Annotated in this window: 21 protein-coding genes; 17 read left to right on the forward strand and 4 right to left on the reverse strand. The window is 65.8% G+C overall.

The genetic code is table 11. From position 1 onward, the window contains the following. Position 1: 1 nt before the first annotated feature. On the reverse strand, positions 2–2,026 hold the full coding sequence (locus AB4Z55_RS08970) for a flavin-containing monooxygenase (RefSeq protein ID WP_369519581.1): 2,025 nt from the start codon (positions 2,024–2,026) through the stop codon (positions 2–4). A 105-nt stretch (positions 2,027–2,131) separates the two neighbouring features. Between AB4Z55_RS08970 and AB4Z55_RS08975 the strand changes: the two genes are divergently transcribed. Together AB4Z55_RS08975 and AB4Z55_RS08980 are read left to right on the forward strand one after the other, a co-directional pair. Beyond that, on the forward strand, positions 2,132–3,307 hold the full coding sequence (locus tag AB4Z55_RS08975; RefSeq protein ID WP_369519582.1) for an acyl-CoA dehydrogenase family protein: 1,176 nt from the start codon (positions 2,132–2,134) through the stop codon (positions 3,305–3,307). 23 nt (positions 3,308–3,330) lie between these two features. Continuing rightward, positions 3,331–4,470, forward strand: coding sequence for an acyl-CoA dehydrogenase family protein (locus tag AB4Z55_RS08980; protein WP_239399485.1), 1,140 nt, complete (start codon positions 3,331–3,333; stop codon positions 4,468–4,470). A gap of 75 nt (positions 4,471–4,545) precedes the next feature. On the opposite strand, the gene AB4Z55_RS08985 is transcribed toward AB4Z55_RS08980, so the two are convergent. Both AB4Z55_RS08985 and AB4Z55_RS08990 read right to left on the reverse strand, forming a co-directional pair. Further along, entirely contained in the window at positions 4,546–5,706 is a 1,161-nt protein-coding gene (locus AB4Z55_RS08985; RefSeq protein WP_369519583.1) for a CaiB/BaiF CoA transferase family protein, read from the reverse strand. Continuing rightward, on the reverse strand, positions 5,703–7,025 hold the full coding sequence (locus AB4Z55_RS08990) for an oxygenase MpaB family protein (RefSeq protein WP_004019435.1): 1,323 nt from the start codon (positions 7,023–7,025) through the stop codon (positions 5,703–5,705). The genes AB4Z55_RS08985 and AB4Z55_RS08990 overlap by 4 nt, the downstream gene beginning before the upstream one ends. A gap of 180 nt (positions 7,026–7,205) precedes the next feature. Between AB4Z55_RS08990 and AB4Z55_RS08995 the strand changes: the two genes are divergently transcribed. From AB4Z55_RS08995 to AB4Z55_RS09015, 5 genes are all read left to right on the forward strand, one after another. Continuing rightward, a complete protein-coding gene (locus tag AB4Z55_RS08995; protein WP_248643300.1) occupies positions 7,206–7,934 on the forward strand; it encodes a nitroreductase in 729 nt (242 codons plus the stop codon). Positions 7,935–8,039: 105 nt separating this feature from the next. Next, the gene (locus tag AB4Z55_RS09000) at positions 8,040–9,254 is read left to right on the forward strand and encodes an acetyl-CoA C-acetyltransferase (RefSeq protein WP_239399479.1); all 1,215 of its coding nucleotides are present in this window, start codon (positions 8,040–8,042) and stop codon (positions 9,252–9,254) included. A gap of 55 nt (positions 9,255–9,309) precedes the next feature. Further along, positions 9,310–11,505, forward strand: a complete 2,196-nt coding sequence (locus AB4Z55_RS09005; RefSeq protein WP_354562686.1) for a 3-hydroxyacyl-CoA dehydrogenase NAD-binding domain-containing protein — start codon at positions 9,310–9,312, stop codon at positions 11,503–11,505. After that, on the forward strand, positions 11,502–12,326 hold the full coding sequence (locus AB4Z55_RS09010; protein ID WP_369519584.1) for an alpha/beta fold hydrolase: 825 nt from the start codon (positions 11,502–11,504) through the stop codon (positions 12,324–12,326). Before AB4Z55_RS09005 ends, AB4Z55_RS09010 begins: the two co-directional genes overlap by 4 nt. Before the next feature lie 48 nt (positions 12,327–12,374). Beyond that, positions 12,375–13,670, forward strand: coding sequence for a TetR/AcrR family transcriptional regulator (locus AB4Z55_RS09015; RefSeq protein ID WP_004019432.1), 1,296 nt, complete (start codon positions 12,375–12,377; stop codon positions 13,668–13,670). A 13-nt stretch (positions 13,671–13,683) separates the two neighbouring features. Here AB4Z55_RS09015 and AB4Z55_RS09020 read toward each other — a convergent pair whose 3' ends face one another. Then, on the reverse strand, positions 13,684–14,481 hold the full coding sequence (locus AB4Z55_RS09020; protein WP_369519585.1) for an enoyl-CoA hydratase-related protein: 798 nt from the start codon (positions 14,479–14,481) through the stop codon (positions 13,684–13,686). A gap of 167 nt (positions 14,482–14,648) precedes the next feature. Here AB4Z55_RS09020 and AB4Z55_RS09025 point away from each other — a divergent pair, with 167 nt between their 5' ends. The 10 genes from AB4Z55_RS09025 to AB4Z55_RS09070 all read left to right on the forward strand — a co-directional run bounded on the left by AB4Z55_RS09025 (position 14,649) and on the right by AB4Z55_RS09070 (position 25,088). Beyond that, positions 14,649–16,040, forward strand: a complete 1,392-nt coding sequence (locus AB4Z55_RS09025; protein ID WP_248643297.1) for an aldehyde dehydrogenase family protein — start codon at positions 14,649–14,651, stop codon at positions 16,038–16,040. 372 nt (positions 16,041–16,412) lie between these two features. Then, entirely contained in the window at positions 16,413–17,273 is an 861-nt protein-coding gene (locus tag AB4Z55_RS09030; RefSeq protein ID WP_004019429.1) for an ABC transporter permease, read from the forward strand. Positions 17,274–17,277: 4 nt separating this feature from the next. Continuing rightward, on the forward strand, positions 17,278–18,141 hold the full coding sequence (locus AB4Z55_RS09035; RefSeq protein ID WP_004019428.1) for an ABC transporter permease: 864 nt from the start codon (positions 17,278–17,280) through the stop codon (positions 18,139–18,141). Between the two features lies 1 nt (position 18,142). Further along, complete coding sequence (locus AB4Z55_RS09040; RefSeq protein WP_004019427.1) at positions 18,143–19,228, forward strand: MlaD family protein; 1,086 nt, start codon at positions 18,143–18,145, stop codon at positions 19,226–19,228. Position 19,229: 1 nt separating this feature from the next. Further along, complete coding sequence (locus AB4Z55_RS09045) at positions 19,230–20,237, forward strand: MlaD family protein (RefSeq protein ID WP_004019426.1); 1,008 nt, start codon at positions 19,230–19,232, stop codon at positions 20,235–20,237. After that, a complete protein-coding gene (locus AB4Z55_RS09050; protein WP_004019425.1) occupies positions 20,234–21,217 on the forward strand; it encodes an MlaD family protein in 984 nt (327 codons plus the stop codon). Before AB4Z55_RS09045 ends, AB4Z55_RS09050 begins: the two co-directional genes overlap by 4 nt. After that, positions 21,217–22,278 carry an MlaD family protein gene (locus AB4Z55_RS09055; RefSeq protein WP_004019424.1) on the forward strand — a complete coding sequence of 354 codons (1,062 nt, stop codon included), beginning with the start codon at positions 21,217–21,219 and terminating at the stop codon, positions 22,276–22,278. Before AB4Z55_RS09050 ends, AB4Z55_RS09055 begins: the two co-directional genes overlap by 1 nt. Next, a complete protein-coding gene (locus tag AB4Z55_RS09060; protein WP_369519586.1) occupies positions 22,275–23,288 on the forward strand; it encodes an MlaD family protein in 1,014 nt (337 codons plus the stop codon). The genes AB4Z55_RS09055 and AB4Z55_RS09060 overlap by 4 nt, the downstream gene beginning before the upstream one ends. Further along, a complete protein-coding gene (locus AB4Z55_RS09065; protein ID WP_369519587.1) occupies positions 23,285–24,238 on the forward strand; it encodes an MlaD family protein in 954 nt (317 codons plus the stop codon). Before AB4Z55_RS09060 ends, AB4Z55_RS09065 begins: the two co-directional genes overlap by 4 nt. Before the next feature lie 97 nt (positions 24,239–24,335). Then, positions 24,336–25,088, forward strand: a complete 753-nt coding sequence (locus AB4Z55_RS09070) for a hypothetical protein (RefSeq protein ID WP_004019421.1) — start codon at positions 24,336–24,338, stop codon at positions 25,086–25,088. Positions 25,089–25,094 lie beyond the last annotated feature (6 nt).

Below are 25,094 nucleotides of genomic sequence, written 5' to 3' on the forward strand. Positions count from 1 at the left end.
CTCAGTGAGTGAGCTGTTCGGCGCCGGCGGGTGTCGAATCCTCCGCTGCCGTCTCGGGCGCTCGGGTGGTGATGAAGTCGTCGGGATCGGGTTGATGGACCCGGCGCCAGTAGTCGACGTATCGCCACGGGCTGTTGGTGACGACCCGGCCTCGATCGTTGCGGTAGTACGTGGTGGTACCGCCGAAATGCCAGACCGTGTCCTCCAACGCTTCGTCGAGCTCGCGGTTGTAGGCCTCGAACGCCTCGGGACGCACCTCGACCGTGTCGAGGTCGTCGTCGATCATGGTGGCCAGCAACGCCGTTACATGCTGGATCTGCATCTCGGTACCGGCGATGACCGTTCCGCCATGGCCGGTGTTGGTGTTGGGGCCGTACAGGCAGAAGAAGTTGGGGAATCCGGGCACGGTGATACCCAGATGTGCTCGGCCGTCGTCCTCACCCCACACCTCGCGGAGCGTCTTGCCGTCGCGACCGCGGACCTCGATCGAACCGAGGACGTCCACCGAACGGAATCCCGTGGCCAGGACGAGGACGTCGGCGTCGAAATCTGTTCCAGCCGTGGTACTGACACCGGACGGGGTGATCTTCGCGACACCGTCGGTGATCAGATCGACGTTCTCGCGACGCAGCGTGCGGAACCAGCCCGCGTCGATCAGCAGGCGCTTTCCGTACGGCGGATAGTCGGGCAGGCTCTTGGCGAGAAGCTCTGGGTGGTCGGCCAGTTCGCTCTCGATGTACGCGGTGAGCATGGCCCGGAGCCGGTCATTGCCCTTGTTGATGGCGCGACCGAGGTGTGGGTAGTCGCGATCGACCTGAAGGAGGCGCCAGACCTTGTCACCCATCCGCCAGAACAACCGCGCGCGGTACCAGGCGAGATAGAACGGTATGTGCTCGTTGAGCCAATGTGCTGAGTCGTCGACCTCCGCACCCTTCAGCGGATGGGGCATGGCCCACTGCGGCGTTCGCTGGAAGACGCGTACCTCGTCGGCGATCTCGGCGGCGGCCGGGACGAACTGCATCGCGCTGGCGCCGGTGCCGATCACGGCGACGCGCTTGCCGCGGAGGTCGAGGGTGGGATCCCACTGCGCCGTATGGAGTGTCGGCCCGTCGAAGTCGGCCAGTCCCGGTAGGTCGGGAATGCTCGGCTGGTTCAGTAGTCCGACGGCGCTGATGACGACGCTCGCGTCCAGTCTCTCGATCTGCCCGCTGTGTACCGATCGTAGGGTGAGCTGCCAGCTCGAGCGCTGCGCGTCGAATTGCGCGAGGTCGACCGCGGTGGCGAAGCGGGTCTTCGCGAGGACGCCGTGCCGCTCGGCCAGGGTCCGCCAGTACTCGGCGAGTTCATGCTGCGGTGCGAAGTAGCTCGACCAGTCCGGTTTCGGGTCGAACGACAGGGCGTACAGGTAGCTCGGGGTGTCGACACCGCAACCCGGATAGACGTTCTCGTGCCACGTACCGCCCACGTCGTCGTTCTTGTCGATCAGGACGTAGTCGATGCCGGCCTGTTCCAGCCGGATCGCCATCGCCAGTCCGGAGATCCCCGCACCGATGATCGCGACCCGGAAGCCATCCGTCGGAGCGGACCACGGTACCGAATGGCGACGGTACAGGCCCATCTCCTCGCCCAGGAGCTGCCCGTAGTCGTCGGGAAGCGGCTCGGCCAGCATCACCGAGAGGATCCGTGACAGTCGCTCGGGGGCCGGTGCGTCCGCCACGTCGAGGTCGCCGTCGCGCCACGCGCGGAGCGTGGCCCCGGCCTCCCGCCGAATTCGTTCGGCGAGTTCGGGTTCGAATCCTCCGGTGTCGTGGTCGCCGAGATCGGGAGGAGCGGTGGGCAGGTACGGCTCCTCGATCCAGCGGTCGTCGCCGGTCAGTAGAGCCAACGAGCCCAGCAGGATCGGGAGGTTGGCGTGTTCGAGTGCGAGCGCGAGTTGCTCGTCGGTGAAGTCGGCGTCGGGCCGAAATGCGCCGTCGGGAGCGCCGCTCCACTCGGGGGCGAGACGGGGGGAACTGGACTCTGGCATACACGAGACCATACAATGTGTTCAGACGTGGCGTCAATCACATTCCGGCCGGCGGCTGCGCCCACGGCCTTCTCTTTCACATCGATCGACAGACAGGACAGACAGATGACAGTCACCGCGAATCGTTCACGCGCACAAGCGCGAGGTGTGTACGAACCCGAGCACGAGGCCTTCCGGGAGAGCTTTCGCCGTTTCCTCGACACCGACGTCGTGCCGGGGTATGAGACTTGGGAACGGGAGGGGCGGATCCCCCGCGAACTCTTCCGGAAGGCCGGCTCGCACGGATTCCTCGGGATGTCGGTCGACGAGGAGTTCGGCGGCGGTGGCACCGCTGATTTCCGGTTCAATGCGGTCATCGCCGAAGAGGTCGCCGACGCGGGGGTGATGTCGTTCGGGGTCAACCTCCACAACGACATCTGTGTCCCGTATTTCGAGCGTTATGCCGACGACGAGCAGAAGCGGCGCTGGCTGCCGGGCTTGGCGTCGGGTGAGCTCATCGCGGCCATCGCGATGACCGAGCCGGGGACGGGCTCCGATCTCGCGGGCATCACCACGACGGCAAGAGAAGAGGGCGAACACTTTGTGCTGAACGGCTCGAAGACGTTCATATCCAATGGGATCAATGCCGATCTGGTGATCGTCGCCGCGCGGACGGAGAGCGACGGTGACCGTCACGGAGGCCTGTCGCTGCTGGTCGTCGAACGGGACACCCCGGGCTTCACGCGGGGGCGCAATCTGGAGAAGATCGGCATGCACGCGCAGGACACTGCCGAGTTGTTCTTCGAGGACGCGCACGTCCCGAAGGAGAATCTGCTGGGCGAGCGAGGTGGGGGTTTCCGTGCACTCGTCACCAACCTCCCGCAAGAGCGGCTGACAATCGCGGTGGCGAGCACGGCGGCAGCGGCCCGCGCGGTCGAGTTGGCGCGGGACTACGTCACCACCAGAACCGCGTTCGGAAAACCGTTGTCGGCGAACCAGAACACCCGATTCACCCTGGCAGATGCGCACGTGCAGACCGAGGTGGTCCGCGCCTTCGTCGACGACTGTCTGCGGCAGCACACCAGTGGCGAACTGACGGCCGACCGGGCCGCGATGGCCAAGTTGGCCGCCAGTGAGGTCCAGGGCCGCGTCGTGGACCAGTGCCTGCAGATGTTCGGTGGCTACGGCTTCATGGCCGAATACCCGATCGCCAGGGCCTATGTCGATGCCCGCGTCCAGCGAATCTACGGCGGTGCCAACGAGATCATGAAGGAGATCATCGGCAAGTCCCTCTTCCGCTGAGGGGTTGCCGAGAACACAACACCATGAAGAGAACACTTTTCGACTCCGAGCACGACCAGTTCCGAGACACCGTCCGGTCCTTTCTGATGAAAGAGGCAGTTCCACATACCGCTGAGTGGGAGGAGGCCGGCGAGGTCGGTCGAGACTTCTGGACCGCGGCCGCCGCTCAGGGGCTGGTGGGCTTCGCGGCTCCGGAACAGTACGGCGGCGGGGGACTTCGTGACTTCCGCTTCAACGCGGTGATCAATGAGGAAGTCGTCCGCACCGGAACGGTCGGCGACGGCTTCTCGCTGACGAACGACATCGTGCTCCCGTACTTTCTGGACATCGCGACGCCGGAACAGCAGGGCCGCTGGCTGCCCGGCATCGTCAGCGGAGAGACCGCGATCGCCATCGCCATGTCCGAGCCGGGTACCGGTTCGGACCTGCGCGCGATCAAGTCCACTGCGACCCGGGTCGACGGTGGCTGGTGTCTCAACGGTTCCAAGACCTTCATCACTCGCGGTATCCAGGCCGACCTGATCATCGTCGCGGCCCGGATCCCCGAGGACGACGGCGGCGGGTTCGGTCTGTTCGTCGTGTCCGCCGGCCACGACGGATTTCAGCGCGGTCGCAAGTTGCAGAAGATCGGGCGCAAGGCACAGGACACCGCGGAGTTGTTCTTCGAAGACGTCCTCGTCGCCGAATCCGACGTGCTCGGCGAACCGGGTAAGGGGCTTCGGTACATGATGGGCAACCTCGCCCAGGAACGGTTGTCGATGGCGGTCGTGGCGGTCGCCCAGGCCGAGTACGCGGTCGAGACCGCCATCGCCTACGGCAAGGAGCGCAAGGCCTTCGGTCAACCCATCGGGAGCTTCCAGGCGAACCGCTTCACCCTGGCCGAGTTGTCCACGCAGGTGGGAATCGCCCGGGTGTTCGTGGACCGGTGCATCGAGGCGCAGAACGCGGGGGAACTCACCGCAGCCGAGGCGGCCGGCGCGAAGTTCTGGACCACCGAGCTGGAGTTCAATGCACTGGACACCTGCCTCCAGATGCACGGCGGGTACGGCTACATGGAGGAGTACGACGTCGCGCGGAGATGGCGGGACGCGCGGGTGCAGCGGATCTATGGCGGCACCAACGAGATCATGCGCGAGATCGTGGGCCGCTCACTCGGTCTGTGAACCGGGGGTCTTTGCTGAGGTAGTGGTGAATCGGTGGTTGCCCGGGAAGAACTCTCGACCGGGCAACCACCGAGGTCATGGGGTCGAGTCGATCACGCCATCGGCGAGCAGGGACTCGATCTCGGTCGGGGAGAAGCCGGTCTCACCGAGCACCTCGACAGTGTCGGCGCCCGGCGCGCGACGCGTACGAGGAACCGTGGGCGGATGGCCGTCGAAGCGAGGGGCCGGAGCCGGTTGCACCACGTCGTCGACCGTCACGAACGTGTTCCGGGCTCGATTGTGCGGGTGCTCCACTGCCTCCGACATCCTCAGAACCGGTGCGTAGCAGGTGTTTCGGCCGTCGAACAGCGCGTCGAGTTCGGCCCGGTCGTATTCGGCGACCCGCTTCTCGAGAATGATGCGGTACTCGTCCCATCGCTTCGAATCGAGATGGTCGTGCCGCATCGCATCGGGCAGTTCCAAGACATCGCAGAGCTCCGTCCAGAACTGATTCTCGATGGCGCCGATGCTCACCCACTGTCCGTCGCGGGTCTCGTAGACGTCGTAGAAGAAGGCGCCGGTGTCGAGCAGGTTGCCGCCACGTTCCTCGACGAAGTCGCCCTCGGCCCGGTACGAATGGAACATCGCCATCAGGGCCGAGGCGCCGTCGATCATCGCCGCGTCGACGACCCGGCCGCCGTGGCCGGCGCGGGCGGACAGGATGCCCGCCAGCATCCCGAACGCGAGAAAGGTGCCGCCGCCCCCGAAGTCGCCGACGAGGTTCAGGGGCGGAACCGGTGGCCCACCCTTTCGTCCGATCTGATGAAGGGCGCCGGTGAGTGCGATGTAGTTGATGTCATGGCCGGGCAGCGACGCCATCGGACCGGTCTGGCCCCAGCCGGTCATGCGGCCGTAGACGAGATTCGGGTTGTGGTGTCGGCAGTCCGCCGGCCCGACCCCCAGGCGTTCGGCCACACCGGGGCGAAACGTCTCGATCAGACCGTCGGCATCGGCGCACAGACGTCGAACCACTGCTGCACCAGCCTCGGACTTGAGATTCACGGCGACATGCCGCCGGCTGCGGAACAGGATGCCGTGACCGCCGACCGCCCAGGGGTTGCCCCCGGGTCGGTCGACGGTGATGACCTCGGCACCCATGTCCGCCAGCATCATCGCGGCGAAGGGGCCGGGCCCGATGCCGGCGAGTTCGATGATCCGGGTGCCCGCCAGGGGAGGGGTTGTCGACTCGACGCTCACTTCTTCGCGACCACCGGCATGCCGCCCTTGTTCGCTGCGATGTCCGCGTGGACCTCGTCGGGGTTGGCCACGGCCATCTCTTTGTTCGCGCCGTCGGGGAGTTTGATCGCGTCGTTGAATTGGCGAAGCATGGTGAACGCGGCCTTCTCGTCGTCGTGTGGCAACACCCGTCCGACTCGATCGGCAAGGGTGACGAGCGGGCTGATCGTCGGCAGGATGTGCCGCCACCCGGTCTTCTCGACGCCCAGAGCATCCATGACGTGCGGTGGGATCCACGAGTGCAGCAACCCATAGGCGAGCTTGAGTCGACGTTCGTTAGTCATGAACTTGGCCACCGGTCCCGGTAGCACCTCGACGTCGCCGGGTGGATTCTCGACGCTGTACTCGATGATCGAGTGGACGACGTCGTGGCAGAGTTCGTCCGGCGGTAGTTCGACCAGCGTGTGCAGATCGGTCTTGCGACGAGCGTCCTCGTAATCCGTGTGCAGGATGTCCTCGGGAACGCCGATCACGTATCCCACGTAACGGCTCAGGGCGAAGATGTCCTCGAGTTCACGGTCGCTGAAACGAATTCCCGAGGACTGGACCGCATCGGTGAACTTCACCCCGAACTGGCCGGCCTGGGTGACCATGCTGTCGAAGTTGTTGATGGGGATGCCCCAGCCGGCCCAGTCCCAGTGGTCGGATCGCCCGAGGCTGTGGCGAACCGCGGCGTGGATCATGCGGACCTTCGCGGTGAGACGGAAGCCTTCCTCGAAACGCGCCATCCCGCCGGGGGTGTACGCGGCGACCACATACCGGAAGCTCTCGATGAGCCGGGTCCCCACCTTGTCCTGCTCGCGAAGCCGACCGCTGAACAGGACCGGGCGGGTCGCGCTGTACATGGAGAAGCCCCCGGCGATCGCGCCCCAGGCGAGGACGGGCGGGACGATCGGGCCGGCCCGCCAGAAAGCGACCGCACCGCGGTAGAGCTGGTCGAAATCGACCCAGTCGGGGATGTGGTCGAGCTGGTCGAACAGCGCGATCAGTCCGGGGCTGGGGTCGTCGATCGCGTCGATTCCGTGATCGAGGGCCTGGTCGAAGGTGCGCCACGTCGAATTGTTGGATTTGTCCTTGAAGTCGAGCATCGCCGCGTAGGCGTAGTCGTCGGCGAGCAGGGCGTGGTCGGTCAGCTTCTCGACCAGGTCGCGACCGTACATCGCGATCGCTTTGTCCTTGTTCGCAATCCGTCCCAGATCGATTCCGCGCGGGAGTCCCGGCGGAACGTCGAGATCGCCGCGGAAACTCGTCGGCTGCGTGTGTGGCTCGGTGATGGTCATCGCGCCTCCTAGGTGAGTGATCGGTACGCCGACCGCATGTGATCGTCGTTACAACGCAGGGTAGACCCAACTGAACACTATGTCTACACTAATTGTCTGGCCGCCTGTATGCCGACGCGAGGCGCTCGCGGCCAGCCGCGTTCCACGCGTCGGCCCGTCCCCAATGACCGAGGAGTATCGATGTCACCGCTGTCCCAGGAATCGACGAAACCATCGGCGGCGTCGCTTCCGGAATCGCTGCCGCCCCGGACCTTGCGGGAGCTGCTGGAATCCCGGTGGAGTTGTCGCGAGTTCCTCCCTCGTGAGGTGCCGCCGGCCGAGATCGAGCGAGTGCTCGATGTGGCCCGGTTGACTCCCTCGTGGTGCAACACGCAGCCGTGGCACGTCGACGTGCTGAGTGGGGGTGCCGCCGAGGGTCTGCGCGACGTCCTGCGGGCCGCGATCGCGGACGGGCCGGCGCAGAATCCCGACATCGAGTTCCCGGCTGCGTATGACGGCGTCTACCAGGAGCGTCGTCGCGAGAGTGGTCTGCAGCTCTATGCAAGCCTCGGTATCGAGAAGTCCGATCGGGCCGGTTCGGCCCGACAGATGCTGCGCAACTTCGACTTCTTCGGAGCGCCGCACGTGGCGATCGTGACGACCGAGGCTGCGCTGGGTCCCTACGGAGCGGTCGACTGTGGCTTGTTCATCAGCAACTTCATCCTGGCGGCACATGAGATCGGGATCGCGACCGTCCCGCAGGCGGCACTGGCGACGCAGTCGCCGGTGATCCGGGAGTATCTCGGGTTGAAGTCCGAACGGCAAGTGGTCGTGGGTATCTCGTTCGGCTACCCCGACGGGGACGCGCCGGTCAACGCGTATCGCACCAGCAGGCAGTCGATCGCGGAGGTCGCGACCTTCCACCGATGACGGTCGCGGATGGCGCCGCGACGGGCTATACACAGTGTATGAACGTAATGTATGTTGCACTCGACGATGGCGCCGAGCGCCCGCAGAATGACTAGGAGACTGTGAATGTCGGACACCCAGGCACTGATCTTTGATGCGATCCGAACGCCGCGCGGTAAGGGCAAGAGCTCGGGATCGTTGCACACGATCAAGCCGATCGACCTCACCACCGGCTTGCTGTCGGCAGTCCTCGACCGGAATCCCTCTCTCGATCCCGCCCGCGTCGACGACCTGGTCCTCGGGGTCGTGACCCCGGTCGGCGAGCAGGGCGGAGACATCGCGCGCACGGCGGCACTCGCGGCGGGGCTCCCCCGCACGGTGGCGGGCGTGCAGGTCAACCGGTTCTGCGCATCCGGGCTCGAAGCGGTGAATCTTGCTGCGCAGAAGGTGCGTTCGGGATTCGAGGACCTGGTATTGGCGGGCGGCGTCGAATCGATGTCCCGTGTTCCGATGAGCTCCGATGGTGCCGCGTGGATGGACGACCCCGCAACGAATCTGGCGACGAGCTTTGTGCCGCAGGGCATCGGCGCCGATCTGATCGCGACACTCGACGGTTACACCCGCGAGGACGTGGACGCGTACGCAGTGCGTTCGCACGAACTGGCCGCCAAGGCCGAGGCGGACGGGCGGTTCGACGCCTCGGTCATAGCGGTACGTGACATCAACGGGGCAGTGGTGCTGGACCGGCACGAGACCATTCGCGAGGGGACCACCACTGCCACCCTCGCCCCACTCCGGCCGTCGTTCGCCAAGCTCGGTGCAGCCGGCTTCGATGCTGTTGCACTGCAGGAGTTCCCGACTGTCGAGAAGATCGACCACGTCCATCACGCGGGCAACAGCTCAGGGATCGTCGACGGCGCCTCGCTGGTCGCGATCGGCAGCGAACAGATCGGGAAGGAACTGGGTCTGACGCCGCGCGGTCGGATTGTCTCCACCGCGGTGTCCGGAGACAATCCGACCATCATGCTGACCGCACCGGCTCCCGCGTCACGCAAGGCGCTGGCGAAAGCCGGTCTCACCGTCGACGACATCGACCTCGTGGAGATCAACGAGGCGTTCGCCTCGGTGGTGCTGCATTTCGTCGACGACCTCGGCCTCGACATGGCGAAGGTGAACGTGAACGGCGGAGCAATCGCGATGGGGCACCCGCTCGGTGCCACCGGCGCGATGCTCGTCTCCACGGTCCTCGACGAATTGCACCGGACCGGTGGTCGATACGGACTCGTGACGCTGTGCGTCGGCGGTGGTATGGGGATCGCAACCGTGGTGGAGGCGCTCTGATCGCCACTCCCAACGCCAGACAATCCCACAGACGACCAGAGAGAGTTCAACGGCTATGACCCAGAGCACGATCCGACGCACCATCGACGACGACGCGATCGTCACCCTCACCATCGACGACCCGGAACAGCGGGTGAACACGATGAACGAGCGTTTCGTCAGCTCGCTCTCGGGCGCACTCGACGAGATCGGTGACGCCCAGGACATCGCCGGCGTCATCATCGCCTCCGGGAAGTCGACGTTTTTCGCCGGTGGCGACCTCAACGACCTCGTGCACGCCGATCGGTCCCACATCGACGACTTCACCGCGTTCGTCGAACGAAACCGGGATCTGCTCCGACGCCTGGAGCGTCTCGGGGTGCCGGTTGTGGCGACGATCAACGGTACGGCGCTGGGTGGTGGACTCGAGCTCACGCTCGCGACCCACCATCGCATCGCGGTGAAGTCCGGCGGCGTTCGTCTGGGGCTTCCGGAAGTGACCCTGGGTCTCCTGCCAGGTGCCGGGGGCGTCGTCCGCAGCGTGCGCCTGCTGGGCGTCCAGAAGGCGCTGGCGTCGCTGCTGCTGACCGGTCGCCAGGTCGATGCGACGGCCGCACTCGAACTGGGCATCGTAGATGAACTCGTCGATTCGCCTGCGGATCTGGCGTCGGCGGCGAAGGCCTGGATCCTGGCCAACCCGGATGCGCGGCAGCCATGGGACATGCCTGGGTACGCGATACCAGGCGGGGCCCCGGGTGACCCGGCGCAGCCGCTGCACGCCTCCTTGCCCCTCCTGACCGCGACACTGCGCGCCGACCTCAAAGGCGCGAATTACCCGGCGCCGAAGAACATCCTGAAGGCCGCTGTCGAGGGCGCCCAGGTCGACTTCGACAACGCCTTGCGGATCGAGACCCGGTACTTCGTCGACCTGGCAGTCGGGCAGATCGCGAAGAACATGATCCAGGCCCGGTTCTTCGACACCCAGACGGTGAACGGACTCCGCGGCCGCGACGCATCACGGACCCCGTGGAAGGCGACGAAGGCGGTGGTCCTGGGTGCCGGGATGATGGGTGCGGGTATCGCTTATCAGTGCGCCGCAGCCGGAATCGACGTCGTCCTCAAAGATGTCAGTGCGGAAGCCGCCGAGCGCGGCAAGGATTACTCGCGAAAGGTTCTCGACAAGAAGGTGGGCTCGGGAGCCCTCTCCGAAGCGCAGCGAGGGGTCATCCTCGACCGGATCACCGCGACCGCCGACGTTGCCGACGCCGCGGGCGCGGACCTGGTGATCGAGGCCGTCTTCGAAGATCCGGATCTCAAGGCCCGAGTTCTGAAAGAGGTCGAACCCGTTCTCGCACCGGGTGCGCTCATCGGGTCGAACACGTCGACCCTGCCGATCACCGGTTTGGCCGGCGCTGTGCAGAATCCCGCAGACTTCATCGGCCTGCACTTCTTCAGCCCCGTGGACAAGATGCCGCTGCTGGAGATCATCAAGGGCGGCTCGACGTCGGCCGAATCGGTCTCCAGGGCACTGGATGTCGCCCGTCAGATCGCCAAGACACCCATCGTGGTCAACGACAGTCGTGGCTTCTTCACCAGCCGGGTGATCGGCACCTTCGTCAACGAAGCGCTCGCCATGCTCGGCGAGGGGGTGCCGGCACCGATGATCGAGCAGGCCACGACCCAGGCGGGTTATCCGGCACCCGCGTTGCAGCTCGCCGATGAACTCAATCTCGCACTCCTGCGGCGAGTTCGGGACGCATCGCGCGATGCGGCCGAGGCGGAGGGGCGCGACTGGGTGGCCCATCCCGCCGAGGCGGTGCTCGACCGGATGCTGACCGAGTTCGACCGGGCAGGCCGGTTGGCCGGCGCCGGCTTCTACGAGTACAGCGAGGGACGCCGAAGCGGGTTGTGGAGTGGCCTCGGTGCGGCTTTCCCCGCCGCAGAGCAGGTACCGACCCTGACCGATCTCAAGGAACGCCTGCTGTTCGTCGAAGCCGTGGAATCCGCGAGGTGTCTGGACGAAGGTGTTCTGGAGTCGGTGGCCGACGCGAACATCGGATCGCTGCTGGGGATCGGGTATCCGGGCTGGACGGGTGGAGTCCTGCAGTTCATCGACGGCTACGAGGGCGGGGTCGCGGGGTTCGTGGCGCGCGCGAACGAGCTTGCCGCGCGCTACGGAACGCGTTTCCTTCCACCGGCGTCATTGACCCGGCTCGCCGCCGACGGCCGGTCACTCGCCGACTCTCGTCGCCAAGCGGAAGCGGTGTCATGACCCGGCACCTCGTGCACACGCGGGACGGTGTCCGGCTCTCGGTGCGAGACGTCGGAGACGGTCCGGGCGTCTTGCTGATCCACGGCTGGAGTCTCAGCGGAGAGGTGTGGGATCGGCAGATACGGGTGCTGGCCGAGAGCGGTCATCGGGTCGTCGCCATGGATCTCCGAGGGCACGGGCACTCGGATGCGCCGCTGGACGGTTACGACATCGACTCCCTGCAGCATGATGCGCTCGAGGTCATCGAGCAGCGTGGCCTGGGCTCGGCCGCCATCGTGGGCTGGTCGCTGGGCGGGATGGTCGCCCTCCGCCTGGCACGCGAACGGCCCGATCTCGCAGGGGCTCTCGTGTTGGTCGCCACCAACGGCGTTGCGGCGGCACGGTTCGAGGATTTTCCGTTCGGGGTGCCCCCCGAGGGGCCTCTGGACAATCTCCTCGCCGCGGAGCACGCGGACCGGGTATCCCTGCGACGGCGTGCCGTCGGTGATCCGTTCAAGGGTGGCGCGCCCGACCCGCACATCCTGGACTGGCTGCACCGTATCTCGCTGCAGACGCCGAGTTGGGCCGGCCGCGCCGCACTGCGCACATTGATGTGCACCGAACAGACGCACTTGCTCGACGGTCTCACCGTCCCCGTGACCCAGATCATCGGTACCGCGGACCCGGCGCTGTCGGTTCGCGGTGCCCGGTGGGTGCGCGAGCGCCTGAACAGCACGCTCGTCGAGTTCGACGTCGGCCACTACCCGATGCTGGAGTGTCCGGACGACTTCGACGCGGCGCTGCTTCGCGGGGTGAGTGCGGCGCGCTCGCGCGGTGCGTGACCTCGAACCGGGCAGACGTTGTGTCCGGACATGAAGTATGATGCCGCTATGGCTTCGAGTTCTTTCGTGCGGCGGCGCCCCCGTGACTACGACGGGAGTTCCCCTGCCGAACTCGCGGTGTTCCGGGCGACCGAGGAACTGCTCACGTCGACATCTCTCCAGGATCTGACCGTTGCTCAGATCCTGGAGACGGCCGGCCTTTCCCGGGCCAACTTCTACCACTACTTTGCCAACAAGTACGACGTCCTGGTGGCGCTTCTGGGACGAGTGTTCGACGAGTCCTACGCCGCTGATGCGCCGTGGTCCACCGATCCGGGACGTGATCGGGCACGGCGCATGGGCTCGAGTCTCGAGCACACGCTCGACATGTGGTCGCGACATGGCGCGGTCATCTGCGCGGTCATCGAGCACATGCACAGCAAGCCCGCGGTCGCCGCGGCCTGGCAGCGGATGTTCGAGCAGTTCGTCGCGGCCGTCGCCGAGCAGATCACGTTCGAGCGTGCCGAGGGCCGCGCTCCGGACGGGGCTCCCGCGAAGATGCTGGCCGCGATGCTGGTCGGTGGTTCCGAACGGGCCTTCTACGTCAGCACACGGGGGCTCGACGATCGGCTTCCCGCGGCGGCGAGTGTCACCACGTCGCTGAGTGCCATCAACGAAGCGGCCATCTACGGCGGCCGGACGGTGCCGAAGGGCCGACGCAAGAAGTCGGGCGATGCCGCCGACGCGAAGCGGGAGTTGCTCCCCGCGATCGACAATCCCGCGGTGGAGACGGAGACGGCGCAGAACATCCTCCAGGCCATGCGCGAACTACTGCTCACCGAGACGCTGGCCGAGTTGTCCGTGGCGAAGATCCTGAAGCAGTCGAACACGTCCCGCGCGTCCTTCTACTTCTACTTCCGGAGCAAAGAAGACGCTTTCGTCGTTCTGTTCCGACAGGCGGCAGCCGACATCGTCGCCGCGCTGACCGCGGTCGCCGACGTCGACCGGCAGGACCCATCGGTCTTGCTCGCGCAGGTCGGACAGTGGCTTCATCTCGACGGACATGCCGGCGCCGTGATCAAGAACGCCGTGCACGAGTGGCCACGCCTGCCGGAACTGCGAGCCGAGTACCTCGCCGCCATGAACGCCATGGAGACGACTCTGGAATCGATCATCGTCGCCGATCGGGCACGAGGTCTGGCACCGGCCGGGCCACCGGCCAGCGAATACACGGCCACGCTGCTGTGGACCATCGAGCGTACGATCGCAGGATCGCTCGCCGGTGAGACGCACCTGGACGACATCGACGCGGTCACCGACATGGTGGCGAGATTCATGTACGCCGCGATCTACGGAAGTCGGTGAGAGGCAGCGGTTTTCAGCCCTTCGAGCCGCTGAAGCGGGTGATCGCGGTTCGGAAGCCGGGGCTGTCGACGAGGGCGGTCTGACCCGCGACCTCGACGTCGAAGGCATCCTCGAGGCGATGGAGCAGTGCGGCATTCAGGCTGCGTTTGGTCGCGGCATAGGCCTCGGTGGGTCCGGCGGCGAGCTTTCCGGCGAGGGCCTCCACGTGGTCGGTGAGATCCGCATCGTCGACCACCGCGTCGATCAGCCCCCAGGAGAACGCGGTGTCGGCATCGACCCGTTCGGCCAGCAGGGCCATCCGCGACGCACGACCGAATCCCACGCGCGCCCCGACGAGAAGCGAGGCGCCGCCGTCGAGTGTGAGCCCCACTCGTGAGAACGCGAGTGCGAACGACGCCGACCTCGCTCCGACGACGTGGTCGCCCGCGAGGGCGACGGCGCAACCGACGCCCACCGCAGCCCCGTTCACCGCGGCCACGACCGGCTTTCGCATCTCGCGCAGCCCGCGCACGATCGGGTTGTAGAACTGCGTGAGTTCGCGCTCGGTCCGCGGTGCCAGCCGCACATCCGGGCCGACCCCGTCGAGCGCGAGATCCGCTCCGGCACAGAAGGCCCGGCCTCGACCGGCGAGAAGAACGCACCGCACGGTGTCGTCGGTCGCGGCGGCGGCGACCGCGTCCAGGAGGTCGCTCTGGAGCGCCTCGTCGAAAGCGTTGAGCGCGGCGGGGCGCGACAGCATCAGGCGGCGGACCCCGTCGCCGTCCGCGGTTTCGAGCGTCTCGGTGTGTGCGGTGACGGTCCAGTCGATCATGAGCTCACGATAGGGCAGACGTCGACTCCATACAAGATGTATGGTCGGTGGGACGAGCGCCCCACAAGCCACCGCAAGTGATTGACATCACGTCTGAACACTGTGTACGCTCGCCGCATACTTCAGCCCGGGGGTGAGTACCCGACGCAGCAGAAAGCGAAGCCACCATGAGTGTTACCGAGATGTCGACGAGCACGGCCGGCACCGAATCCGGGTCGGCGTTGGCCGGCGCCCGATCCGCGTTCGACAGTGGTCGTACGCGACCACTGTCGTGGCGAGTCGCGCAGCTCGAGGGATTGCTGCGGTTCATCGATGAGTGCGAGCCGGCGATCGCAGCCGCGATCGGAGCCGATCTCGGACGCGGGTCCATGGCAACCTTCATGGCCGACGTCGCTCCTGTCCGGCACGAGATCCGGCACTCACTCACCAACGTGGCGCGGTGGATGAAGCCGGACAAGGTGCGGATGAGCGCCGCGACCGCGCCCGGAAAGGCATGGGTCGTGTCCGAGCCGAAGGGGGTCGCGCTCATCCTCGGCGCGTGGAACTTCCCGATCCTCTTGACGCTGCATCCGCTGGTCAGTTGCCTCGCGGCCGGCAATGCCGCCGTGGTGAAACCGTCGGAGCTGGCGGCCGCCACTGCGCGGCTGCTGTCCGAACAGCTCCCGCGCTACCTCGACGCCGAGGCTGTGCGCGTCGTACTGGGGGACGCGGAGGTCAGCGCCGCACTGGCAGCCCAGCCGTTCGACCACACCTTCTTCACCGGGTCGACGTCGATCGGCCGCGCGGTCATGGCCGCGAGCGCCCAGAATCTGACCCCGGTCACACTCGAACTCGGGGGCAAGAGTCCTGTGATCGTCGCTGCCGACGCCGATCTCGACGTCGCGGCCAGACGCATCGCGTGGGCCAAGTCGGTGAACGCGGGCCAGACGTGTACCGCTCCGGACTATGTCCTCGTCGAGGAGTCCGTACGGCCCGCGCTGGTCGAACGGTTACTCGAGGAGCTGCCGCTGCGGGCCGCGCACGACACCACCCGCATCGTGAATCAGCGCCATGTGGACCGCCTGCGACGCGTTCTTCAGACCCATGGCGGCGAACAGTACGGCGGCGAGATCGACGATGCCAAGCGGACGATCAAGCCTGCGCTGGTCACCGACCCCGATCCCGACTCCGAGCTGATGCAGGAGGAGATCTTCGGCCCGGTGTTGCCGCTGATCTCGGTGCCCGACCTCGACGCCGCGATCGACTTCGTCAACTCCCGGCCGAAACCGCTTGCCCTGTATCTGTTCACCGGTACCCGGGCGGTCGAGGATGCGGTCGTGGAGCGGACGTCATCGGGTTCGGTGACGGTGAATCATCTGCTGTACCAGCTTCTGGTCCCCGAGCTGCCGTTCGGCGGCGTCGGAGCTTCCGGAATGGGGAATTACCACGGGCGGAACGGATTCGACACGTTCAGTCATCGCAAGGCGGTCTTGAGCAAACCTGCTCGCCCGGACCTGGCGGCGACCTACCCGCCATACAGCCGTGCGATGGAGAAGGTGCTGCGGCGGCTGATGGGCTGAGCCGCCCGGGGGATGCCGCCGCTGTCGGTTGACCGGACCGCGCCGGGAGCGCGTCCGGCGGCCGGACGTGTCCGAAAGGTCGCCGGCGGCGTCTCTCGGTGTCCGGTTGGCCCGGTTCGGTGGCTGATTCCTTCGATCCCGAGCTGCTGACACTTGACAGATTACGTCTCATGACTGCTAGGCTCGGGGGCGGTCAAAGTGTCGGGGGTCACAGTAGTTCAACTAAAGGGTTTAGGCCACAGGCACGTCTGGTGGAAAGTGACCGCAAGCGTGCGCCACCGGGTGGTCAAACGTCCCAGACAGCCAGGGGTGGAACGTCACCCGAAGTACGACCGACGCGGATGGCTCCGCGACAATTCGAGAGGATCACCAATGACCGTCAGTGCTCTGGGAGAGCGCAGTCCAGGAGTGAGGTCGGTTGACGCGCTCCGCAGGGTGGGTGGCGGCGTGATCGACCGGATCACACGCAGTCTGGCGACCATCGGCCGCTCGGCGCGTCTGGCGATGGAGATGATCCGCTTCGCGATCACCGACGCGCTCTCGTTGCGCCTGGCCGGTGCCGAGGTGATCGATCAGATGTGGAAGCTGTTCAAGGTCACCGCGCTCCCGGCGCTTCTCATGGCGGTGCCCATCGGCGCCGAGGTGTCGGTTCAGGTCGGCGGTGTCATGGATCAGGTCGGCGCGAACTCACTCGCCGGTGCCGCGAGCGGCCTGGGCGTGGTCAACCAGGGAGCCCCGATGGCGGCCGGCCTGCTGATGAGCGGCGCCGCGGCGTCGGCCATCGCCTCGGATCTCGGCGCACGATCGATCCGCGAGGAGATCGAGGCGATGCGGGTCATCGGCGTGAATCCGGTTCAGCGGCTCATCGTGCCCCGGTTCCTGGCCATGCTGGCGATCGCGCCGGCGCTCTGCGTCATGATCATCGCGTCGGGAGTCGCAGCCGGACTTGCGATCTCGGCGAACGTCAACGACGTGGTACCGGCCAGCTTCTGGCAGTCCTTCGGCACCTTCGCGACACCGACGGACTTGATGTTCTCGGTCCTCAAGGCGGTCCTGTTCGCGTTCATTGTCGTGGTGATCGCGAGCCTGCGAGGGCTGGAGGCCAAGGGCGGGCCCAAGGGTGTCGCCAACGCGGTCAACGCGTCGGTGGTCCTGAGCGTCCTCTGCATCTTCATGACGAACATGGCGGTCAGCCAGCTGCAGGCCATGTTCTTCCCGGCCCGATTGGCGTGACGACATGACAACACACGCAGCTCCTCGTACCGGCGCACTGGGCCGGCTGGGACGTTCGGTGGGCGAGAGCTTTACCAACGCGTTCGCAACGTTCGGTCAGATCGTCGTGTTCGTGGGCAAGACATTCGTTCTGCTGCCCACGACAATCCGGCATTACCGCAAGCAGACGATGAAGACCATGAATGACATGGCCTGGGGCAGCGGCTCGATCATCGTCGACGGCGGTGTGGTGAGCCTGATGTTCTTCCTCGGGATCGCCGTGGGATCGGTGGTGGCGATCATGGCTTTCATGGCGTTCGACCTCCTCGGTTTCGGCGCGCTGACCGGGATCATCAACTCGTTCGGCAACATCCGTGTCGTCGCGCCGATCATCACCGGGATCGGATTCGCGGCTCAAGCAGGCTGCCGGATGACCGCCGAGATCGGTGCCATGCGGATCTCCGAGGAGATCGACGCCACCGAGACCATGGGTCTTCGCGCGATCCCGTTCGTGGTCGGGACACGCTTGATCGGCGGCATGCTCGTGGTCCTGCCGAGCTACCTCATGGCCCTGGTCGTCAGCTTCCTGACAGGCGGGCTGATCGTGAAGCTGTTCCACGACCAACCCGAGGGGACCTACGATCACTATTTCGCCCAGTTCGTCTCGATACCGGACTTGCTGGCGTCGGTGGCGAAGGCACTCATCTTCTGTGCGGTGATCACCATCATCCATTGCTACTACGGGTATTTCGCGTCCGGCGGGCCGGCCGGTGTCGGTGCCGCATCCGGGCGGGCGATCCGTGCGAGCCTGGTGGCCATCGTTGTCCTCAATTTCCTCATGACCGTGGCCATCTGGGGCCTCAATCCGGTCCTTCCGTTCAGGGGTTGACGTGTCGTCATACAGCAGTCAGGACTTCCTCCGCGGGGATGCCCGCGGCCAGACGCGGACACTGGTCCGCGCCGGCGTCATCGCGGTGGCGGTACTCGCCGTCGTGGTCACGGTCTTCGCCGTGGTCTATCCGCGGGCCACCGCGCCCAAGGGCACCGATCTCCATCTGGTGCTGCCGGCTCTCGGCCCGGGGGTGGACACCGGGAGCCGAATCCTGTTGCGCGGCGCGGAGGTCGGCGAGGTAACCGCCATCGACTCCACCGACCCCGAAGTCGTGCACGTCGACGTGGTGCTCGATCCGCAGGCCGCCGACAGTCTCACCGATTCGTTCGAGGTCGACTACCGGCCGCAGAACTACTTCGGCGTCACCGCGGTCAACCTGATCGCGATGCCGGGTGGGTCGGAACTCTCCGACGGACAGACGCTCCGGCGTTCCGCGGCCCCCGACTTCACCATGTCGACGATGATCGAGCGGAGTTCGATCGTCGTGGACGGCACCCTGACGCGGGACATGATCGAGAGCCTCGACGAGGTGATGCGCTACGCCGACGGACTCTCCCCGTTGATCGAGACCGCGATCATCTTCACCGACAAGGTGGCGCGCACCCAACGCCACCTGCCCAGCACGCTGCTGCGCGAGATGAACGACCTTGCCGAGGCATTCCCGGGATTCAACCGTGAGGCGATGAAGGCTCTCGACGCGATCACCGGCAGCGTCTTCAACAAGATGCCCGACGGTTCGCGAGGAGTGGACGAGGCGTACCACGATCTCATGAACCGATCGCTGGAAGTCGCCTCCGGCGGATTGTTCGGTGCGGCGGGAACGCTGCTGGCTTCCCACTCGGCCGACCTGACGCCCCTGGTCACCTCGTTCAAATATCTGATCGACCCGGTACCGCAGATGATCGGCGGGGGTGCCTCGATGGCGAAGACACGAAAGGCAATCGAGCAGTTGCGCAACAGTTTCACGGGCGACGATGCAAGCAAGACGCTGCAGCTGCGCCTCCTCCTCGACAGCGTGCCGGCCGTCTCGGGTCCGCTGGAACGTATGAAGTCCATCGACGGTCGACGCGCGGGAGGTAACTGAGATGGCATCTCGCAGCACAGTTGTCGCCGGGGCAAAGGTCGCGGTGGTCGCTGCGGTGACCGTCATGTTGTTCGTGCTCGTCGTGAACGCCATGCGGAACCCGGTCGACGCCAGCGTGGTGACCTACCGCGCCGACTTCACCGATGCGTCGGGTCTCCACGACAACGGCGACGTCCGATTCCGCGGGAAGCGGATCGGCAAGATCGTGTCGGTCGACCTCGAACGCAACGACGACGGGTCCCCCTATGCGCGGGTCGAGTTCACCATGGACGACAGCCAGAAGCTGACGTCGACGTCGACCCTGGCGATCAAGTACCAGAATCTGACCGGAGTGCGGTATCTCGACCTGCAACCCGGCAAGACGCCCGGGACCATGGTGAGTCACGCGACGACCGCACAGACGGTTCCGTCCTTCGACATCACGTCACTGTTCAACGGACTCCAACCGGTTCTGACGACGATGAACGCCGACGAGGTCAATCAGTTCAGCGAGAACGCCATCGCCCTGCTCCAGGGTGACGGCAGCGGCCTCGGCCCGATGCTGGACAGCACCCAGAAGCTGGCGAGGTTTGCCGAGAATCGGCAGCAGCTCATCTCCACCCTGACGTCGAATCTGGCTCGTATCGCCGACACGATGGGCGGTCGGTCGCCACAGGTCATGGGTTTTCTGGAAGCGGTCGATCTGCCGATCAGCAACGCCATGACGGTTCTGGATGAGTTCGCAGTCACCGCCAGCGCCGGACCCGCACTCTTCGAACCGATCGAGAGGCTTCTGGTGGCGCTCGGTGTGAACGAGGAATTCGATGTCGACGTATTCCTCAAGACCACGTTCTCGTCCATGCAGGAAGCGCTGAAGTCCTTCCAGCTGATGCCCAATGCGCTTGCAGGTCTGCGAGGCATCGACACGCATGCCTCGTTCAGCAAGCAGTGCGCGAAAGGTCGCGCGCACATTCCCTCCGACGTGCGAATCCTGATGACCGGTAGCGAGGTGGTCCTGTGCAATCGATGAACCAGAAGGGGATACGCAGATTCACCTCCCACGACGGCGTGCTCGGCGTGATCGTCCTGGTCGTGGTGGCGGCCCTCCTCGGCACTCTCGCGATCATCTACCTGCGTCCGCCGGGCCAGAAGACGATCACCTTCGAGGTCACCGACGCCTCGGCGATCGAGTCCGGACAGGACGTGCGCGTCGCGGGCATCAGCATCGGCAAGGTGTCCGACGTCGCACTCCAACCCGATCGGGTGAAGGTCACCGCGCGCATCGATGCCGAGACGTTCGTCGGTGACCAGACGAAGATGGAAGTCCGGATGCTCACGCCGGTGGGCGGATACGCGATCACGATGATCCCGCTCGGGCGTGAGGAGCTCAGCGGCCCGATCCCGGCCGGCCGGGTGACCGTTCCCTACTCGATCGGCGATGTGATCCAGGCCGTGCCGAGTACCACCGACACGGTCGACACCCGAGAGGTCAATGCCAACCTCGACCAGGTCGCCGGCGCACTCGATGGGAACGACACCTCGCTGCGCTCCATCGTGAACGGTCTCGAGTCGGTCACCGCTGTGTTCGACAGGCAACGCGGCCAGGTTCACGACATCGCCTCGCTCGCCGCGGAGTACCTGCAGACGTTCAACGGGAACCGTGAGTTCGTCTTCGAGCTGATCCGCAAGATCGACATCGTGGTGAGCACCTACCACGTCAACTCCGCGGGCTTCAACTACGCCTACAAGCTGTTCGCGAACGTCCTCATGAAGTTGGCTCCGTTCATGCGGTTCTACCTCAACCACAGCGAACTGGTCTCCAGTCACGTGAACCAGATGAAAGACACCATCATCCGGCTGCAGCAGCAGCTCGGCCCGGCCATCGACGGGCTGGTCGCCACTCGGAAGAAGCTGGCGCAGTGGATCACTCCCGAAGGGATGCGTCAGGTCGGCGGCGGCACCCTGTGGACCGAGGACGTGTGCATCCCCATTCCCGGAAGGAACTGCTGATGCGAGAGATCGTTGGCTCCTCGAAACGGCGCCTGGCCATCGCGTTGGGGACCGTGGTGGTGTTGCTCGGCGTGATCACCACGATCGGATTGACGTCGGCAGGCGCCACCGGCGTCGACGACGGCGCGCCCGGCGGCGACGGATTCTGCGTCGATGTCACCGACACGATCGGCCTGTATGAGGGAAACCCGGTCACCCAGATGGGTATTCGCGTCGGAGCGATCGACCGGATCGAGAGTCGAGGTGACCACGTACGGGTCACGTTCTCGCTGGACCCTGGGCGCAGCTATCCCGCCGACGTCAAGGCTGTGACCAGATCCAAGTCGCTACTGGCCGACCGCAGTCTGGAGTTGGTGGGCAACTATGCAGGCGGCCCTGCCCTGGCGGAAGGGCGATGCATCGGCGTGGAGAACTCGTTCACCCCGAAGAGCATCTCGGAGGTTGCCGCTTCTGCGGCGGACTTCTTGAAGTCATTGTCCGACAACGGCGGCGACGACCTGGAGACCGCCCTCGACGGTGCGGACCGGGCGTTCGCCGGGACCGGTCCGCAGGCGTCGCGGATGTTCGAGAACGCCGCCCGCGCGGCGCAGAATCCGGACGCGTTCGTCGCCGACATCGGTTCGTCGATCCGCGACATGGCGCCGCTGACCGACGACGCGGTGAAGAACTGGGATCAGATCATGTCGATCATGAACCAGATGCCCTCGGTCACGCAGCTCGGGACGACCCTGTTCTACGACGTCGCGAGGTTCTGCCGGGGAATCGGCTGGACGATCGCGCTGATGTACGACATCCAGCGGAACTACGGGGAGGACATCCTGTGGCCGCTGCTACACGGTCCGGTCGAAGACATCATCGCCTACGGCGCCCAGCGTGCACCCGAACTCGGCCAACTCGTGTCCATGACGCCGTCGGTCGCCGCTGCCATGCGCCAGCAGGAATCGTCCTCCGGTGCGCTCTCGATTCCGTATGTCGCGCCGAAGATCGATGTGGGCGGCGGACAGTCGGCGCCGGTCAATGCACTGTCCATCCTGTTGCAGAAGGCGGGTCTCCAGAAATGACCGGAAGACGAACCGCACTGGGCCTGGCCGCGGTGCTCGTAGCGGTGATCGGACTCACCGGGTGCTCGGCGTTGAGTCCGAACCGGCTGCCGTCGGTGAAGAGCAGTGTCCCGCTCGACTATGAGGTCACACTGCAGTTCGCGAGCGTGCTCAACCTGCCGGACGGCGCCGATGTGATGATGAACGGGCTCCAGGTCGGCCGCGTGAACCACACCGAGACCACCGACGAAGGTGTCGACGTGGTGGTCGGACTGACCGACGATCGCCCGGTCCCCGCCGACTCCTCGGCGATCATCCGGCAGAACACGCCACTCGGCGACACCTACCTGGCGCTCGAGCCGCCGACCGAAGGCGGTGGTGAGTTGCTGCGGGACGGCAGCGTGATCCCGCTTGACCGTACGACGTCTCCGCCGCCCCTCGAGGACACCATTGCCGTTCTCGCCTATTTCATCAACGGCGGCAGCATTCAGAAGGTCCAGGACACGATGGCGACACTGAATCGCACCATGCCGCCGATCAAGAATGTGCGGTCGATCGCGACCACGGTCTCGAAGGATCTCGACGACCTGTCCCGCAACACCGCGCAACTCGACCGCATGCTCAACAGCCTGAACGCGGTGTCGGGGTCGTTCTCCGACAGCCGGCAACAGATCGAGCACGTGTTCTCCGAGCAGGGCGAGCACTACTGGAAGACCGTGTCGAAATCGTTGGTGGCCCACATCAGCACGCTGCTGCCCTCCGTCGGGTCGGTGTTCACCGGCGGTCTGTTCCTCGTGCCCCTGCTGAACTCGGCGGCTGACGCCGCCGAGGCCGGGCGTGGGATGTGGGACCAGGCTCCTGCGACCGGCGCCGCCATGGCCGAGTTCTTGGAGGACACGCTGATTCCGTTCGCGAAAAGGCCATCGGTGAACATCGCCTCGGTTGCGGCCCCGTCGGTTCAGGCGGCAGGCAAGACGGAGTTGCTCGGCGACACGAAGATGCTGCTGCGGATGTTGGGAGCGATCAAGTGATCACCAAGACACGAGTTTCGGTGGTGGCGATGCTCGCCATCGCCGGGTTGTCCATCGCCTACATCCTGAGCGTCGGACTACACGTGAACTCGCCGTCGGCCAGGCACGCGACCATCACGGTGGCGGACACGAACGGCATCCTCGTCGGTTCCCGAGTTCTGCTCCGCGGCATCGAGATCGGTCATGTGACCGAGATCTCGCAATCCTCACGCGGCGCCGAGATCACCTGGAACTACGACGACACGGAGAACATTCCGGTCGAGAGCAACTTCCGCGTCGACAACCTGTCGGCGCTCGGCGAGGCCTATGTCGCGGTGATGCCCACCACCGCAGGGGGCCCGTACCTGTCCGACAACGCCTACATCGACGGCGAGAACGTCTCCAACGCCGCCACGTTCAAGGATCTGTCCGAACAGGTGACCGAGGTGCTCGGACAGACCGACCCCGACAAGGTCCAGCGTGTGTTCGCCGAACTCGACATGGGGCTGCCCGACGGCATCGAGGTCATCGAGGACCTCAACAAAGCCGGACGGCTGCTGGCTGCGGAGTTCACCGCGCGCGCAGACGAACTCACCACTCTGCTGGCGACCATGCAACCGCTGCTCATGCGGTCGCAGCCGATACCCGGGCTGCTGCGGGCGACGACTCCGCACATAGCCGGTTTCGGAGTGGGATTCGCCGAACTCGAGTCGGGCGTCAAGGACGCCATCGACTGGAGTGGGCCGATGTACACCGGTATCACTCAGGGGGCGACGCCGCTGGTCGCGGCTCTGCAGAAATTCCTCGACGACAGCGGCGCGGACCTCAAGATCATCGGTGAGAACCTGCTGCCGGCCACCCGCTCGGGTGCGGCGTCGCTGCGGACCGTCGATGTCGGCCGGGTTTTGGACAACCTGATCAACGCAACCGATTCCGGGGCTTTGGAGATCCGCATCCCGGCCGGGGGGTGACGGTGACCGACACCCGCACGACGACGCGGGATTCCGCAGCGAGCGCACCGAGCGCTCCGGCACATATCGACCAGCAGACACAGACAGGAGACCGGCGATGACGAAGACCATCACCACGGACACCGAGACCGACGCCGACGAGAACTCGGCCTCGGCGGATACCGAAACGGCAACGGCAGCATCGGGCGACTCGGCGGCGGACCGCGCTGAACCCACGAAGCGCGGGCGACTGAGCACCGCCTCGGTGTCGTTGCGATCAATCCTGATCGGCGCCGTCGCTGTGCTCGTCGTCGGAGCGATGGCATTGCTGGGGTGGCAGTGGTCCAGCGCCTCCAGCGAGGTCGACCGGTTGAACGCGGCCGCCGCCGACGATGCTGCGGCCGAGAAGGTGGCGCTCGACTACGCCACCGGTGCCGCCGACATGAGCTTCGAGAACCCCGATGAGTGGCGGACCCTGCTCACCAAGGGCACATCACCGGAGCTCTCCGAACGGCTCCGACGGGCGTCGACCCAGATGGAACAACTGCTCCGGCCGCTGCAGTGGTCGTCGACCGCGCAGCCGATCGCGGCCAAGGTCGAATCGGTCGACGGCAACACCTACCAGGTCGTCGCTTTCGTCAACGTGCAGACGAAGAACGTGCAGGCGCCCTCGGGGATCGAGTCGACGGCTACCTACCGGGTGACCCTCGACAAGAGCCAGAACTGGCTGATCACAGCGATCAGCAGCACGGGATCGAATCTCGATGCCGACAGTCCCGGCAACGGTGCACCGGCCGGCGAACAACCGATTCCCGGCAATCCGCCCGCCGAGCAACCCGCCCCCGCCGATCCGCCCGTTCCGGGCAACTGACGACGA

It is taken from the genome of Gordonia sp. ABKF26, assembly GCF_041103195.1.
Classification (GTDB): Bacteria; Actinomycetota; Actinomycetes; order Mycobacteriales; family Mycobacteriaceae; genus Gordonia; species Gordonia terrae.